Below are 15,449 nucleotides of genomic sequence, written 5' to 3'. Positions count from 1 at the left end.
GGTTTTCCATGGGAAAATGTAGAATAAATAACGTCGGCTTGACGCAAAACAAATGGAGAGAGGAATGGCACTCATGCGAAACAAACGACAGTGGATCACCTCGGCGCTGCTGGCGCCCGCCCTGCTGCTAGGCTCCTTAAGCAACGCGGCTGCCGCGACCGACGCGGAGGCGCCGGCCGGCAAGCACTTCACCCTGCTGCATACGAACGACATCCACGCGCGGGCCGTGGAATCGACGAGCGGCGAGATGGGGCTCGCGAAAGTGGCCGGCATCATCGACAGCTACAAAAGCAAAAATCCGAACACCCTCGTGCTCGACGGCGGCGACGCCGTGCACGGCACGACCTTCGCGACGCTCGTGAACGGCGAGAGCATCACGGAAGTCATGAACGAAATGGGCTACGACGCGATCGCTCCCGGCAATCATGAATTCAATTACGGCTCCGCCCGGCTGCTCGAGCTGGCGGACATGCTGAAGTTCCCGATGATCAGCGCGAACGTGCATGGCGAAGGCGGAAGCCGCTTGTTCGATCCGTATCTCATCAAGGAGATCGACGGGGTAAAAATCGGCATTTTCGGCTTAACGACGCCGGAGACCGCCTATAAGACCCATCCGAAAAACGTCGAAGGCATTACCTTCGCCGATCCGGCGGAGGAAGCGCAGCTTATCGTGGACGAACTGGAGGATAAAACCGACGTCATTATCGCGCTCGGCCATATCGGCCAGGACAAGTCGAGCGTCGATACGAGCCTCGGCATCGTCAAGGAAGTGGCCGGCATCGACATCTTCGTCGACGGGCACAGCCATACCGTGCTGGAGGACGGCCTTCTCGCGGATAACGATACGCTCATCGTCAGCGCGGGCGAATATACGAAGTACGTCGGCGTCGTCGACTTCTGGGTGGACGGCGGCAAGGTCGTGAAGAAGCAAGCGACGCTGATCAATCAGGAGGAAGCGAAGGATATCGCGCCGAATGCGGACGTTGCCGCGCTTGTCGGATCGATTCAGAAGAGCCAGGAGGCGATTCTGGCCGAGGAAGTCGGCGAATCGGCCGTCCTGCTCGAAGGAGCCCGCGAGAAGGTTCGCGCCGGCGAGACGAATCTCGGCAACCTGCTGGCCGACGCGCTGCTCGACGTGACCGGCGCCGACGTCGCGCTGACGAACGGCGGGGGCATCCGCGATTCGATCGACGAAGGCGTCATTACGAAGGGCGAAGTCATTACGGTGCTGCCGTTCGGCAACCAGATCGTGACCGTGGAAGTAACCGGAGCGAATATTAAGGCCGCGCTGGAGAACGGCGTCTCCGATTACCCGAACGCGAAGGGCGCCTTCCCTCAAGTCGCCGGCATCGCCTTCAAGATCGATCCGTCCGCCCCTGCGGGAGAGCGGGTACACTCCGTGCTCGTCGGCGGCAAAGCGCTCGAGCCGGACGCCAAGTACATGCTCGCGACTAACGACTTCCTGGCGGCGGGCGGCGACGAATATACGATGTTCGGCCAATATCCTCAAGCCGGCATGTACGGCTCGCTCGACGAGGCGCTCATCGCGTACATTCAAAAGCTCGGCAAGGCCGACGCGAAGGTCGAAGGACGCATTACGGAGGGAGCGAAGCCCGAGACTCCCGTGACGGAGCCGCAGCCGGAGCCCGAGCCGCAGCCTCAACCTGAACCGAAACCGGAACCAAAGCCGGAGCCGAAGCCTTCTCCGAAGCCGGAACCCGCCCCTGCCGTCCATATCGTGAAGAAGGGCGACACGCTGTGGGGCATCGCGAAGAAATACGGAACGACGTGGCAGAAGCTTCGCGACCTTAATCAATTGAAAAATCCCGACCTGATCTTCCCGGGTCAAAAGATCAAGCTATCGGCCTAGACCGTCTTAGGCGAAGCAAGAAGAGCAGTCTCATGGGGGTGCCATCCCCCCTTCGGACTGCTCTTCTTTCCGTTTCGATAGAAGGTTGAGCGGATGATTCACGTTGCACAAAAGAAGGGACATCCGTCCTCCTGTTATCCTTTGATAGGGAAACGAACTTACCTGCAAATGTGCATCTTCTTCTCTTGCTATCGATCTCAAAGTGGAATACATGCAAAAGCGCACCTATTCTTCCCATCATTTTCGCTAAAGTCACAACAAGCGGACATTCCCTGCAGTTTTGCAGGCCTTCACTAACCAACCAACCTTTTTAATTGAATAAGCCTGCACATTTGCACGCTTCCCCTCTGCTCGCGCATCCAAATCAGCTCGGGCGCGGCCATTGAAGGTCGCACCCGTGCGATTCCCGAGCAGGGACGCTAAGATCGGCAAGCCCGCCCGTCAACCGCGCGGCGCCGGCCGCTTAGCGCTCGATCAGCTTGAAATCGTCGTAATGGAAGCCCGGCGCGACGACGCACGACACGAGCACCGGCTCGTCTCCGAGCGGTCGGGCCATCTGCCATTCGTTCGCCGGAACCAGTGCCTGCGGCCGATGGCCGGCCTGCACGTCCGGCCCGACGACGATTTCCTTCCTCGTGTCCGGCGCAGAATCCGTGCCGCCCAGCGTCAGCAGCAGCGGACTGCCGGAATGCCACAGCCAGAGCTCGTCCGAATAGACGGTATGCCAGTCCGAGAACTCCTCCGGGTGAAGGAGAAAATAAATCGATGAGGCGGCGAATCGCGGTCCCGAGTACGGGGCTCCCAGCACCTCCCGCGGAATTTCAAACCCCGCCTTCCAAATTTCCTTGTACCACCCGCCCTCGACATGCGGCTTCAGATCAAGCGCGTGCACGAGCGGAGACAGCTGCTTCTGCAAAACTCCCATCCCGTTAACCTTCTTTCTCTCTTTTATGCGAGCATAGAATAAATAAAAAGAATGACTTATTTTATAACGCTTTTCAAGGGACGTCAATTCAGTAAACAGGTGGGAATAGCCGGGAAATTAACCGACAGGGCTTACGCCATTCACAATTATAAGTTATACTTATATTATCAAACGGAATGGAGGTGGACGGATGAATCTTAACGCATGCGCGCAAGGCCGGCAGTGCCGCAGCCGATTTATGAACCTGCTCGTTATCGTTCCGCTGCTGCTCGCGGCGCTGTTCGCCTACCAGGCGGGCAATTCGTTCGAGCAGACGGCCGGCGCCAGCCGGTTCCATGCCGCCGTCCGGTCGGCGTACTCCTATTCGGATCGGCGCAATGCCAAGCGCAAGACGCCGCTGCCCGATAATGCGATAATTCACGCGTTCGTTCATGCGCTCTATCTGCGCCGTTTGTTCGCCACCTCGCTGCTGCAAGCTTTGCGCACAACCGTCCCGCAGAGACTGCGCGAGCAGGTCATGGCCCCCATTAAGTTCACCTCCCGGTTCGTGGCATAAGTCCCTTCATTTGTACGAATAATACAACAAATGAGGAGGCCTGACCCCATGAATATCAGAGAATCCGATTTGCCCGGCATCGGCCGCAAATATCAAGTCATGACAAGAAGCGGCGAGAAATTCGTCATCGTCATCCACGACGACGGCCGCCGCGAAATGTACCACTTCGACTACGACGATCCCGACGACAGCATCTCCATGGTATCGCTTGAGGACGACGAAGCCAGACAGGTGGCCGCCATCATCGGCGGCATGACCTATAAGCCGAAAGCGCTCGAAACGATCGAGGTGGCGCTCGACGATTTGACGATCGAATGGTACAAGATCGAGCCGAACGCCGCGTGCATCGGCAAGACGATCGGCCAGGCGGATATCCGCCAGACGACCGGCACGACGATCATCGCCGCGGTCGAGAAGGAAGCCAAGCATATCAATCCCGGACCCGACTACGTGTTCAAGGCGGACACGACGCTAATCGTTGCAGGCGAACGCCGGCACCTGAAGCTGCTTAAGCTCATGCTTCAAAACGGGAGACAATAACGATGGATCACCTGGTGCTGGAAATCGGTCTCGCCGTCATTCTCATCGCCCTTGTCGGGCTGCTGGCAGCAAAAATTCGTTTCTCCGTCATCCCGTTCTACATCTTGATCGGCATGGCCGTCGGCCCTCATGCGCTGCATGTCGGCATCCTGGACTTCCGGTTCATTCACAGCTCGGAGCTGATCGAGTTCATGGGACGGCTCGGCGTGCTGTTCCTGCTCTTCTATCTGGGCCTGGAATTCTCGGTCGGCCGGCTGATCAAGTCGGGCCGCAATATCGCGGTAGGCGGAACGATCTATATTCTCATTAATTTTACGCTAGGCTTGCTATTCGGCTTCGCGAACGGCTTCCCCGTTGCGGAAACGCTCGTCATGGCCGGCATTACGACCATCTCGTCGAGCGCGATCGTCGCGAAGGTGCTCGTCGATCTGAAGCGGACCGCGAATCCGGAGACGGAGATGATACTCGGCATTATTATGTACGAGGATATTTTCCTCGCCGTCTATTTATCCGTCCTGTCCGGTCTCGTGCTAAGCGACTCGTCCTCCGTGGGCGGCGTCCTTCTATCCGCTTCCTACTCGCTCGGCTTCATGCTCCTGTTCCTTATCGTCGGCCGCAAGGCCGCCCCCCTCCTGAATAAGCTGTTCGACATCCGTTCGAACGAGCTGTTCCTGCTGCTAGTATTCGGTCTGCTGTTCTTCGTGGCGGGCTTCTCGGAGACGCTCCATGTCGCGGAGGCGATCGGGGCGCTGCTGTTCGGGCTCGTGCTTGCCGAGACGAACCATATGAAGCGAATCGAGCATATGATTTTGCCGTTCCGGGATTTCTTCGGTGCGCTGTTCTTCTTCAGCTTCGGGCTGACGATCGACCCGTTCGCCCTCGGCGGAGCCGTCTGGCTGGCGATCGGAGCCGTCGCCTTGACGCTGGTCGGCAACTTCGTCGCCGGGATGCTCGCCGGAAAGAGCGCGGGCCTTGCGCCCAAGTCGTCCTCGAATATCGGGCTGACGATCGTCTCGAGGGGCGAGTTCTCGATCATCGTGGCGAATCTCGGCGCGGCGGCCGCGCTGGAGGCCATCCTGCAGCCGTTCGCCGCCCTGTACGTGCTCATCCTCGCCATACTCGGGCCGCTGCTGACGAAGGAGTCGAAGCTGATCTTTAAGGGCCTTAACAAAGTGTTCCGCTGGGAGAAGCCGAAGCTTCCCAAAGAGCCCGTTCCGGCGAAGGAATCGGCGGGCAGCTGACGCGGATTCAACTAATACAGCTGTTTCATTCCGCCTGCCGCCAAGCGGCAGCCATCCAGCCTGACGCGGTCTCCTGCCCGGAGCCGCGCCGGGCTTTTTTTATGCCCGCGCACGCTCCTGCCGGCTTTGCCGACGCGCAAGCGGTCGCTTATAATCGAACCAAGACGAAACAAAGACGGAAAGGAAGCATTCATTTATGGGTGTAAAGCTGTTATACATCGAAGACGACAAGGAAATCGGGAGCTTCGTGAGAAGCCATTTGGAACGGCACGGATACGAGGTCGAGTGGCTGACGAGCGGCGAGACCGCGGTCCAAGCCGCAGCGGGCTGCAGGCTGGCCATCCTCGACGTCATGCTGCCGGGACTCGACGGCTTCACCGTCGGCCAGCGGCTGAAGAGGTCGGAGCCGTCGCTCCCGATCCTCATGCTGTCCGCGCGCGCTTCCATCGACGACAAGCTGCAGGGGCTGCAGTTCGCGGACGATTATTTGACCAAACCCTTCCATCCGGACGAGCTGACGGCCCGCATCGAGGTGCTGCTGCGCCGAACGGCCGCCGCCGGCACGGAGCCGGTCGCGATCAAGCATTTGCTCGTCTACGAGCAGGAGAACCGCGTCGTTGTCCGCGATTCGGGCGAAGAGATTACGCTGACCGGGAAGCAATTTCATATTTTCAGCTATATGCTGCGCCATCTGGGGCAGATTTTGACGAAGGAGCAAATTTATGAAGCGGTCTGGGGCGAATCGTACATCGAAGGAGACAAGACGCTGATGGTCCATATTCGTTATTTGCGCGAGAAAATCGAGCGGGATCCGTCGTCGCCGGAAGTCGTCGAGACGGTGCGCGGCATCGGCTACCGGGTGCGGCCGTGAAGAAGCTGCTCGGCCGCTCGCGCGTCGTCCGCTTCCGCCAGACGCTGCTTTCCCGCTACATGCTCATCATTTTGTTCGCGTTCCTGTTCATCCCGATCATCTTCCCCCTTGCTTCCGTCGTGTACATGGTCATAGAGGAGCAATCGGGCAACGGAAACGACGATTATTTAAAATACGGCAATTCCGCCGCGCTCGAATCGATGTGGCACCGGGAAGCGTCCCTGCTTGACGAGGGCGCGCCCGAGCAAGTCGACCGGAAGCTGCGGGAGATGAAGGGGCGCTACCCCGAAGGCTCCTTCTTCTGGGTGGACATGGCGGGCGCTACGCGGCTTCAGCTCCCCCCGCAGGAAGGGCTGCCCGATCGCTGGACCCACACGGACGCGATCCGGTATATGAAGGCGAACATCGACGGCGATCCGTTCACGGTCGTCGCCTTCCTCGGCCCGGACGATGCCGGATCGGGCTTCATGGTCATGCAGCTTCCGCGCTCGCTGCTGCAGCTGTCCACGCCGATCGGTTCGGGGACGCCCTACTACATCGGCTTCCTCTTCGTGATGTTCGCCTTCTTCATCCTGCTGTCGCTGCTCTTCTTCCGGCATATCCGCCGCCGGCTTCTCCGGCTGCAAAGCGCCATGACCATGCGCGGCAACGACGGGCTGCCGATGCCGATCGTGCTGACGAAGTACGATGAAATCGGCCAGCTCGAGGCCGCCTTCAACGAAATGACGGAGCAGCTGCGCGGCAGCAAGGAACGGGAGCGCGCCGAGGAGGAGCTGCGCAAACGGCTCATCGCGAACCTGTCGCATGATCTGCGGACCCCGCTTACCGTCATGAACAGTCATGTCTACTCGCTGCGCGGCGAGCCGCTAAGCGCCCAAGGACAATCGTCCGTGAAGCAGCTGGAGCAAAAAATCGGCAGCCTCGGCAGCCTGATCGACAATTTGCTGACCTACACCTTGATGACGAGCGGCAAGTATCCGCTGAGGCTGGATCGGCTCGACGTGCTGCGGCTCGTCAGAGAAAGCGCCGCCGCCTGGTACCCGCTGTGGGAGCAGGAAGGCATCGAACCGGACATCAACCTGCCTGACGAGCCGCTGTTCTGGCGCGTAGATAAGGAAGGCTTCCGGCGCGTGCTCGACAATCTGTACCAGAACATCGTCCGGCATGCCCGCAGCGGCCAATATATCGGCATCTCCGTCGAACAAGGCGCTAGAGGCCGAACAATTGTCATCAGCGACCGAGGCGCGGGCATGACCGGCGAGTCGGCAGGCAAAGGCGCCGGGATCGGCCTTGCCATCGTCGACTACCTGCTCTCCGAAATGAAGCTAGAGCGGCGGACGGAAAGCACCGAGGGCGGTACGCGCATCCTTATCGGCTCGCGCGCGGAGGAGCAGCATTTTTTAAACGAAATTTAAACTTGGTCCGACTTCGCTTTAACCTTCGCCCGTTAAAGTAGACGTTGAGGTGATCAACGTGAGTGAATGGGTTATCGAAACGAAGGGGCTGAGCAAGCGCTACAGAGGGCGCTACGCCGTCAGCAACCTGAATTTGAAAATCGCAAAAGGAGACATTTACGGCTTCCTCGGACCGAACGGCGCCGGCAAAACGACGACGATCCGGATGCTGCTCGGCCTGATCAAGCCGACGAACGGCTCCGTTCATGTTTTCGGGCGGCCGCTGCATAAGGAACGGCTGAAGGTGCTGCGCAAGGTGGGCTCGCTGGTCGAGTATCCGTCGTATTACGGCCACCTGAGCGCGATCGACAACCTTGAGGCGATCCGCCGCATTCTGGACGCGCCCGCCGCCAGAATCGGCGAGGTGCTGGATATCGTCGGCCTCGCCAAGGAGGCCCGCCGGCCGGTCAAGGGCTACTCCCTCGGCATGAAGCAGCGGCTTGGCATCGCGAGCGCGCTGCTCGGCAATCCGGAGCTGCTCGTGCTGGACGAACCGACGAACGGGCTCGACCCTTCCGGCATTCAGGAAATCCGGGAGCTGATCAAGCAAATGCCGAAGCAGCACGGCATTACGGTGCTCATCTCCAGCCACCTGCTGAACGAGGTCGAGCTGACGGCCGGCACGGTCGGCATTATCCGCCACGGGGAGCTGGTGTTCCAGGATACGATCGAGCGGCTGCAGCGGCAGGCCAAAAGCCAAATCTCGCTCGTCGTATCCGAGCCGGAGCAGGCGGCGGCGATGATGCGGGAGCAAGGCTTGAACGTCCGGCTGTCGGAGCCCGGCATCCTGCTCGAGGATGCCTCCGATCCCGCGATCGCCGGCGTCGTCAAGCGGCTGGTCGAGCGCAGCCATGGCGTCTACCGGGTCGAGGAGAAGCGCAAATCGCTGGAGCAGCTCTATCTGCAGATCGTCGGGGAAGGTGGCCGGCCATGATGCTCAAAGCGCTTTCCGCCGATTTGCTCAAAATCCGGGGCAAAGGCATCTGGTTTCTCGTCGCGCTCGGCCCCGTCGGGGTCATCGCGATGCAGGCGCTCAATTACGGACTCCGCTACGATTATTTGACGAAGCAGTACGCGGGGCGGCTGTGGGAAACGCTGCTCGATAATATCCTGATGTTCGTGCCGATCGCGCTTTATCTCGGCGTGACGCTCGTCTCCTCCCTGCTGGCGAACGTAGAGCACGGGACGAACGCCTGGAAGCAGCTGCTGGCGCTTCCGATTTCGCGAAACGCCGTATTCGGCGCCAAATTCGCGCTCAGCGTTCTGCTGCTCGCCGTCTCCTGCTGTCTGCTGGCCGTCGGTACGATAGCGCTCGGGTTGCTGCTCAAGTTCGGCACGGACATTCCGTATCTGGCGATTTTGCGGCTCAGCTTCCTGCCGTTCCTCGCCTCCTTCCCGGCGCTGGCGCTGATGCTGTGGCTGTGCATGACGATGAAGAACCAGGCGCTGCCCGTCACGCTCGGCGTCATGGCGGGCGTCGTCTCCGTCTTTTCCCCCAATCTGTCCGAATGGTTTCCGCTCAACTGGCCGATATTCGGCTACGAGGGACCGCGCCAGGAGCTGTTCGCGGGGGCCGGCTTGCTGTGCGGCGCGCTGATTCTGCTCGTCGGAGCGATTCATTTCAACAAGAAGGATGTGGATTAAGATGACAGGCTTCCTTCGGCTCCTCGCTGCGGAGAGACTGAAACTGTCCAAGTCGTTCATTTGGCTCCTCGTGCCGATCAGCCCGCTGGTGTCGCTCGCGATCGGCCTGCTCGTCTCGCTGGACAACGTCGACGGGACTTGGAAATACGGGAGCTACGCCATTCTGGCTTCGTCGATGGCCTCGTTTCACGCGATGCTGTTTCTGCCGATCCTGACCGGCATCTTCACCGCTTTCGTCTGCCGGTACGAGCATGGCGGCGGCGGGTGGAAAATGCTGCTCGCCCTGCCGGTCTCGCGTACCGCTTTGTTCTTCGCGAAATTCACGGTCGTTGCGTCTCTGATCCTGGTTACGCAGCTGCTCTTTCTGGCGGCCGTCGTCTATTCGGCGCATTACCAAGGCATCGATGGGGCCATCCCTTGGCGGATGCTGCTCACCGGAGTCGGCGGCGGCTTCCTCGCCTGCCTGCCGCTGGCCGCGCTCCAGCTGCTCGTCTCCGTCGGCTGGAGCAGCTTCGCGGCTCCGCTCGCGATCAACGTCGCCCTGACGGTGCCGAACATGCTCGTCATTAACTCGGCGACGTACGGCCCGTTCTATCCGTGGGCGCAGCCGATGCTCGCCATGCTCTGGTACAGCGACCAGGATTTCGGCGGCTTCTCGCTGCCGCTCGAGAATATCTTCATGACCGTGGCGGGAAGCTTCGCGCTCTTCCTCGCGGCCGGACTGATTTATTTCAACCGCAAGGAGATATAAGGTAACAAAAAAGGACGGTCCCCAAGTCGTTGATGCGACTTGGGGACCGTCCCGCCGGTTTCGGCGCTTTGGAGCCCGGAACGGGCGCTGTTGTTGGCATCAGGTCTGAATTTTAGATCTGATTGGGGGTTTGGCGCCGGTTATGGCGGATCAGGTCTAGTTTTTAGACCTGATCGGGTCTTGGCGGCGCTTGCGCGCCCGGGACGGGCGCTCCCCCGCTACCGCCCGCCGAACTGCGCATGGTGCAGACGGCTGTATACGCCGCCCGCCCCGACCAATTCCTCGTGGCGGCCTTCCTCCGTAATGCCGTTCTCGGTAACGACAACGATGCGGTCGGCGTTCTTGATCGTCGCGAGCCGGTGCGCGATAACAAGCGTCGTCCGTCCGACGGACAGCTCGGCGAGCGATTGCTGGATCGCCGCTTCCGTCTCGGTGTCCAGCGCGGACGTCGCCTCGTCGAGAATGAGGATCGGCGGGTTCTTCAGGAACATCCGCGCGATCGCAAGCCGCTGCTTCTGCCCGCCGGACAGCTTCACGCCGCGCTCGCCGACGACCGTCTCGAGCCCGTCCGGCTGCGCGAGGATGAACTCCTCGAGCCGCGCGCGGCGGGCCGCGGCCCAAATATCGTCATCCGACGCGCCGAGCTTGCCGTAGACGATATTTTCCCGGATCGTCCCCGCGAACAGGAATACGTCCTGCTGCACGATGCCGATCTGCTTTCGCAGCGATTCGAGCTTCAGGTCGCGGATATCGTAGCCGTCGACCGAAATGCTGCCGCCCTCGATTTCGTAGAACCTCGGCAGCAGGCTGCACAGCGTCGTCTTGCCGGCGCCGGAAGGTCCGACGAAGGCGATGGTCTCCCCCGCCCGAATCGTCAGGTCGATGTTCTGCAATACTTTCGCTTCGCCTTCGTAGCCGAACGAAACGTCCCGGTACCGAATATCGCCGCGAAGACGGTCGACGGCGACCGCGCCCGGCGAATCCGCAACGTCGGGCTCCGTCTCCATCAGCTGCACATAGCGCTTGAAGCCGGCGATTCCTTTCGGATAGCTTTCGATAACGGCGTTAATTTTCTCGATCGGCTTGAAGAAAATGTTCGTCAGCAGCACGAAAGCGACGAACTGGCCGTAATCGAGCTCGCCCTTGATGACGAACCAGGTGCCCGCGATGAGCACGAACACGGATACAAGCCGCATCAGCATGTACGTAATCGACGAGTTAAGGCCGATCAGCTTGTACGAGTATACTTTCGCGTCACGAAACCGAAGGTTGTCTGCCTTGAACAGCTTCCGCTCGTGATTCTCGTTCGAGAACGCCTGCACGACGCGGATGCCGCCGACCGTATCCTCGACGCGGGCGTTGAAGTTCGCCATGTGCGAGAACAGCGTATCGACCGCCTTGGTCATTCGACCGTTAAAGTACAGGACGAGCCAAATAATAATCGGCACGATGATGAACGTCAGCACGGCCAGCTCCAAATTAATGTAAGCCATAATGCCGAAGGCGCCAACCAGCGTCATCGCCGCGATGAACATATCTTCGGGCCCGTGGTGGGCGACCTCTCCGATCTCGAACAGATCGTTCGTCAGGCGCGAGATCAGGTGGCCGGTCTTCGTGTTGTCGAAGAAACGGAAGCTGAGCTTCTGGACGTGATCGAACAGCTTTTTGCGCATATCCGTCTCGATGTTGATGCCAAGCATGTGCCCCCAGTAGGTCACGATAAACTGCAAAAACGTATTGATGACGTAAATGACAAGCAGCACCGCGCAGGCCGTCAGAATGAGCCCCCAATCCCCGCCCGGCAGCAGCGTGTCAATGACGTAGCTCACCGCAAGCGGAAAGCCCAGCTCGAGAATCGCGAGCAGCACCGCGCAGCAGAAATCAAGAAGAAACAGCTTTTTGTACGGCCTATAATACGAAAAAAATCGACGAAGCATCGGAAACTCCTTTTCTCTCTTTAGTTGATAACCATTATCAATTTCATCTTATAAAATCGCCCCCTGACTGTCAATCCATGTTTACCGTTCAAAATCGATCCGTTCGTGGTGCGTGTATACGTTCATTTCGCCGCCTCGGATGAATCCGACGCACGTAATGCCGAGGTCTTCCGCGAGCCGCAGCGCGAGATCCGTCGGCGCCGACTTGCTGAGCAGGATGCCGCAGCCGATCTTGGCCGCCTTCAGCACGACCTCCGAAGAGAGGCGGCCGCTGAACGCGATCGCCTTGTCCGAGACGCGCAGGTTGTTCAGAAGACAGTAGCCGAACAGCTTGTCGAGCGCGTTATGGCGCCCGATGTCCGTCCGCGCCGCCAGCAGGCCGCCTTCCGAGCCGATCGCCGCGTTATGCACGCCGCCCGTGCTGCGGAAATCGTCCGAGCCTTCCTGCAGCTGCCGCATCAGGCGGATGCACGAGGCAGCCGGCATGCGGGTCCGGGTCATGACGGTTCGCGCGGTCAGCATGTCGTTATGGAAATAAAACTGCCTGCTCTTGCCGCAGCAGGAACCGATAAAACGCTTCGAATAATCGCTCCGGTTCGCGGTCAGGCTCCCCTTCAGCTCGACGTAGGCAAAGCCCGTGTCCTCATGAATATCGAGCGATGCGATTTGTCCGGGGGAACGAATGACGCCTTCGGAAGCCAGGAAGCCAATCACCAGCTCCCTCAGGTCGGACGGGGAGCAGACGATCGTCGCAAACTCCTCTCCGCCGACCTTCAGCGTAAGCGGAAGCTCCGTCGCGATCGTATCCCACATCTCCCTCGGCCCGTCGCCGTCGTATTTGATGATTTTCCGAGTCGTCGTGTTTGAAAGCTCCATCTTGCCTACCCTCCTTCTACCGCAGGGAAAATACGCCGTTAGGGCGCATTGGCACTCGAATGCCGGCACCGCTGCCGCAAGCTGCGACGCTGCCTGATCCGATGACCGCTGACTTGAGTGGATTTACGACGCGAACGGCGCCTGCGCCGGATTAAGCGGCACGGACAGACCGCGCCTCCCCGCGCCGCTCTACCGCCCGGCCGCCGCCACCCTACGCCGGAGGCTCCGACTCCAGCTCGTCGATCCGCTTCTCCACGTATCGCGTATCCTTCAAGGCGTGGTACGTGTCGGCCCGCTCCACCACGACCGGGGAATTATACTCGGGTATGCCCGCATACGGCTCATACACCCCTTTGGCGAACAAGCCGTTTCCTTCCGGCCAAAAGACGCCGATGTTGCCCTTCGCCATTTCGCCGACCTTCACCCTGCCGTGAAAAACGCCGCTCCGGTTATAGACGATGACGGCGTCGCCCTCGGCGAGCCGCAGTCCCTCCGCGTCTTCCCCGTTCATCAGCACGTCGTAGCGCCCGGCTCCGTTGAACGCGTCCCGCTCGCCGTATATCATCGAATTGAACTGCTTGCCCCTGCGCGTCGTCGCGTAAAAATGCCCTTCCGGCTTGCGCAGCTCCGGCAGCTCGACCGCGATCAGTTGGCCTCGCCCGTCGCTCGTCGGACAGACGCCGCCTTCGCAAAGCCAAGCCCCGCCCCATTGGAAGACGTCGCCTTGGTTTTGCAGCAGCTCGATGCCGTCGTAGTAGGGCGCCGCGCGGGCAATCTCCCTCCGGACGGCCGCTGCATCCTCGAAGGCGATCGCTTCCCGCAGCTCCGGCCTCACGCGCGCCGCAAGGTCCGCATAGATTTGCCACTCCGCCCTTGCTTCCTCGATCCGCGGCCCGTCTATCGCGGGCGAGAAGTAAACCATCCGCTCGGTGGACGTCGACGTCCCGCCGCCGGGCTGCTCGTAGCGCGTCATGGCGGGCAGGACGATCACCTCCTCCTTCGCGTCGAGCAGCGTCGAGCTGTTCAGAATAATGTCCTGATGCACCCGTAGCTCGACGGCCTCCAAGCAGCCTTTTACGAACTCCGGCTCCGGCATCGTCTCCAGGAAGTTGCCGCCCGACGTGTAGAACAGCTTCAGCTTCCGTTCATGGCGGGCCGGAAGAAGCGCGTTCTCGAGCGACACGCCGACAATGTCGCCCTGCCACTCCGGCAGCTTGAAGCCCCACTCCCGCTCGATCCGCTTCACGTCCGCTCCCTTGAATTCGCCGCCCGGCAAGCTGAACGGATCCGCCCCCATCTCGCCCGAGCCCTGTACGCCGCTATGCCCGCGAATCGGCATCAAGCCGCAATGCTCGCGTCCGAGGAAGCCCCTCATCAGGGCGAGATTCGCGACCTGGGAAATGTTGTCCGTGCCGAAGCGGTGCTGCGTTAGCCCCATGCTCCAGACGAATACGCCGGACCGCGCGGCGGCCAGCAGCTCCGCGAACGCCCTCATCCGGGCTTGCGTCAGCCCCGACGACCGCTCGAGCAGCTCCCAGCTCTGCTTGGCCGCATGCGCTTTCAGCTCTTCGTAGCCGTTCACGTGCTCCCTTACAAAAGCGTGGTCGATCGCCGAGCCCGGCCGGACTTCCTCCATCTCGAACCAGTGCTTCATGACGCCGTGCATGAAGGCGATGTCGCCGCCGATGTTCACCTGGTAGAAGTCGTCGGCCAGCTTCGTGCCGAACAGCGCCGATTCCGGGATCGACGGAATCCAGTACCCTTCCATCGCGGGCTCGCGGTAAGGATTAATGACGATAATTTTCGTCCCTTGGCGCTTCGCCGCGTACATGTATTTGGTCGAGACGGGCTGATTGTTCGCCGCCACGCTTCCCCAGAACACGAGCACGTCCGTGCCGATCCAGTCCTTGTAGCTGCATGTCGACGCGCCGACGCCGATCGACCGCTTCAGGGCCGTTTTGGAAGGGGAATGGCAAATCCGGGAAGCGTTGTCGATGTTGTTCGTCCCGATCAGCCGCGCCGCCTTCGCCGCCACGTAATAGGACTCGTTCGTGATGCCGCGGGCGGTCAGGTAGAACGCCAGCTGCTTCGGATCGATCGACCGCGCTTTAGCCGCAATGCGCTCCATCGCTTCTTCCCAGGACAGCCTCCGGAAGCTGCGCTCCCCTTTGCCGCGGATGAGCGGATAAGGGATGCGGCCGAGCTTGCGCAGCGCCGAGCTATCCAGCTTGCGGAGCTCGTCGATGTCGTCGTGAAGAACGGAAGACTGAATGGCGGGCATCGTGTTGAGGCGCAGCACATTGAGCCGCGTCGTGCACAGGTGCGGCCCTTCAAGTGTGCGGTCGTACAGCCCGGACACGCCGAGGGCGCAGCCGTCGCACACGCCCTGCGTCAATATCCGGTAAGCGTAGGGCAGATTGTCGCGATTGGTCCAGACCGTCTTCAGCGTATCGCGAATATGATGCGGCTTGATCCGTCCGAGCCCGAACGGCGCTTTGCTTACCCACAGCTTCGGGTCCGGCCGCTTCGGCAGCTTGATCGGTCCGCTATGCTTTGTTCTCGTCATGAATCGTTCACCCCGTTAATCGTCATGATTAATCACAAAAGGCCTCATGCCGTAAATAGTCTATGAGGCTGCCTCATCATCCGCCTTTCGCGCCGTCTAAGCTTTTCCTCGACCCGCTCGCAGCCGATTCGGGTAAGCGCATACATAGTAACCTATTCAAAAAATCGCTGTGCAATCCTAATTTGGCCGAGACCAAAAAGCATGGAGAGCCCGCCACG

The 15,449-nt window shown here is 60.4% G+C and carries 13 protein-coding genes; 9 read left to right on the top strand and 4 right to left on the bottom strand.

What is annotated here, in order from left to right; all coding sequences use genetic code 11:
- The first annotated feature begins 73 nt into the window (after nt 1-73).
- A complete protein-coding gene (locus IDH41_RS28100) occupies nt 74-1,870 on the top strand; it encodes a 5'-nucleotidase C-terminal domain-containing protein (protein WP_397328714.1) in 1,797 nt (598 codons plus the stop codon).
- Between the two features lie 463 nt (nt 1,871-2,333).
- Here the strand turns inward: IDH41_RS28100 and IDH41_RS28095 are convergent, their stop codons facing one another.
- Complete coding sequence (locus IDH41_RS28095; RefSeq protein ID WP_190867158.1) at nt 2,334-2,786, bottom strand: cupin domain-containing protein; 453 nt, start codon at nt 2,784-2,786, stop codon at nt 2,334-2,336.
- A gap of 199 nt (nt 2,787-2,985) precedes the next feature.
- Here IDH41_RS28095 and IDH41_RS28090 point away from each other — a divergent pair, with 199 nt between their 5' ends.
- The 8 genes from IDH41_RS28090 (at nt 2,986) to IDH41_RS28055 (ending at nt 9,852) form a co-directional block, all read left to right on the top strand.
- Complete coding sequence (locus tag IDH41_RS28090) at nt 2,986-3,351, top strand: hypothetical protein (RefSeq protein WP_190867129.1); 366 nt, start codon at nt 2,986-2,988, stop codon at nt 3,349-3,351.
- Nucleotides 3,352-3,399: 48 nt separating this feature from the next.
- Nucleotides 3,400-3,891, top strand: coding sequence for a cation:proton antiporter regulatory subunit (locus tag IDH41_RS28085; RefSeq protein ID WP_190867127.1), 492 nt, complete (start codon nt 3,400-3,402; stop codon nt 3,889-3,891).
- A gap of 2 nt (nt 3,892-3,893) precedes the next feature.
- The gene (locus IDH41_RS28080; protein ID WP_190867125.1) at nt 3,894-5,132 is read left to right on the top strand and encodes a cation:proton antiporter; all 1,239 of its coding nucleotides are present in this window, start codon (nt 3,894-3,896) and stop codon (nt 5,130-5,132) included.
- A 196-nt stretch (nt 5,133-5,328) separates the two neighbouring features.
- Entirely contained in the window at nt 5,329-6,003 is a 675-nt protein-coding gene (locus IDH41_RS28075) for a response regulator transcription factor (RefSeq protein ID WP_190867123.1), read from the top strand.
- Nucleotides 6,000-7,418 carry a HAMP domain-containing sensor histidine kinase gene (locus IDH41_RS28070; protein WP_317890831.1) on the top strand — a complete coding sequence of 473 codons (1,419 nt, stop codon included), beginning with the start codon at nt 6,000-6,002 and terminating at the stop codon, nt 7,416-7,418. The genes IDH41_RS28075 and IDH41_RS28070 overlap by 4 nt, the downstream gene beginning before the upstream one ends.
- 58 nt (nt 7,419-7,476) lie before the next feature.
- Nucleotides 7,477-8,391, top strand: coding sequence for an ABC transporter ATP-binding protein (locus tag IDH41_RS28065; protein ID WP_190867121.1), 915 nt, complete (start codon nt 7,477-7,479; stop codon nt 8,389-8,391).
- Nucleotides 8,388-9,101: an ABC transporter permease gene (locus tag IDH41_RS28060; protein ID WP_190867119.1), complete on the top strand. Its 714-nt coding sequence runs from the start codon at nt 8,388-8,390 to the stop codon at nt 9,099-9,101. The genes IDH41_RS28065 and IDH41_RS28060 overlap by 4 nt, the downstream gene beginning before the upstream one ends.
- Nucleotide 9,102: 1 nt before the next feature.
- On the top strand, nt 9,103-9,852 hold the full coding sequence (locus IDH41_RS28055; RefSeq protein ID WP_190867117.1) for an ABC transporter permease: 750 nt from the start codon (nt 9,103-9,105) through the stop codon (nt 9,850-9,852).
- Between the two features lie 218 nt (nt 9,853-10,070).
- Here the strand turns inward: IDH41_RS28055 and IDH41_RS28050 are convergent, their stop codons facing one another.
- The 3 genes from IDH41_RS28050 to IDH41_RS28040 form a co-directional block, all read right to left on the bottom strand.
- A complete protein-coding gene (locus IDH41_RS28050; RefSeq protein WP_190867115.1) occupies nt 10,071-11,789 on the bottom strand; it encodes an ABC transporter ATP-binding protein in 1,719 nt (572 codons plus the stop codon).
- An 81-nt stretch (nt 11,790-11,870) separates the two neighbouring features.
- A complete protein-coding gene (gene fdhD / locus IDH41_RS28045; RefSeq protein WP_190867113.1) occupies nt 11,871-12,665 on the bottom strand; it encodes a formate dehydrogenase accessory sulfurtransferase FdhD in 795 nt (264 codons plus the stop codon).
- Between the two features lie 211 nt (nt 12,666-12,876).
- On the bottom strand, nt 12,877-15,231 hold the full coding sequence (locus IDH41_RS28040; RefSeq protein WP_190867111.1) for an FdhF/YdeP family oxidoreductase: 2,355 nt from the start codon (nt 15,229-15,231) through the stop codon (nt 12,877-12,879).
- Between the last annotated feature and the right edge of the window lie 218 nt (nt 15,232-15,449).

This window comes from Paenibacillus arenilitoris (assembly GCF_014705655.1).
Lineage (GTDB): Bacteria > Bacillota > Bacilli > Paenibacillales > Paenibacillaceae > Pristimantibacillus > Pristimantibacillus arenilitoris.
This window is presented reverse-complemented; position numbering and strand designations above follow the sequence as displayed.

Coding starts and splice junctions, on each gene's coding strand:
- IDH41_RS28100 (WP_397328714.1), top strand. CDS start 74: ATGCGAAACAAACGACAGTGGATCACCTCGGCGCTGCTGGCGCCCGCC.
- IDH41_RS28090 (WP_190867129.1), top strand. CDS start 2,986: ATGAATCTTAACGCATGCGCGCAAGGCCGGCAGTGCCGCAGCCGATTT.
- IDH41_RS28085 (WP_190867127.1), top strand. CDS start 3,400: ATGAATATCAGAGAATCCGATTTGCCCGGCATCGGCCGCAAATATCAA.
- IDH41_RS28080 (WP_190867125.1), top strand. CDS start 3,894: ATGGATCACCTGGTGCTGGAAATCGGTCTCGCCGTCATTCTCATCGCC.
- IDH41_RS28075 (WP_190867123.1), top strand. CDS start 5,329: ATGGGTGTAAAGCTGTTATACATCGAAGACGACAAGGAAATCGGGAGC.
- IDH41_RS28060 (WP_190867119.1), top strand. CDS start 8,388: ATGATGCTCAAAGCGCTTTCCGCCGATTTGCTCAAAATCCGGGGCAAA.
- IDH41_RS28055 (WP_190867117.1), top strand. CDS start 9,103: ATGACAGGCTTCCTTCGGCTCCTCGCTGCGGAGAGACTGAAACTGTCC.
- IDH41_RS28050 (WP_190867115.1), bottom strand. CDS start 11,789: ATGCTTCGTCGATTTTTTTCGTATTATAGGCCGTACAAAAAGCTGTTT.
- fdhD (WP_190867113.1), bottom strand. CDS start 12,665: ATGGAGCTTTCAAACACGACGACTCGGAAAATCATCAAATACGACGGC.
- IDH41_RS28040 (WP_190867111.1), bottom strand. CDS start 15,231: ATGACGAGAACAAAGCATAGCGGACCGATCAAGCTGCCGAAGCGGCCG.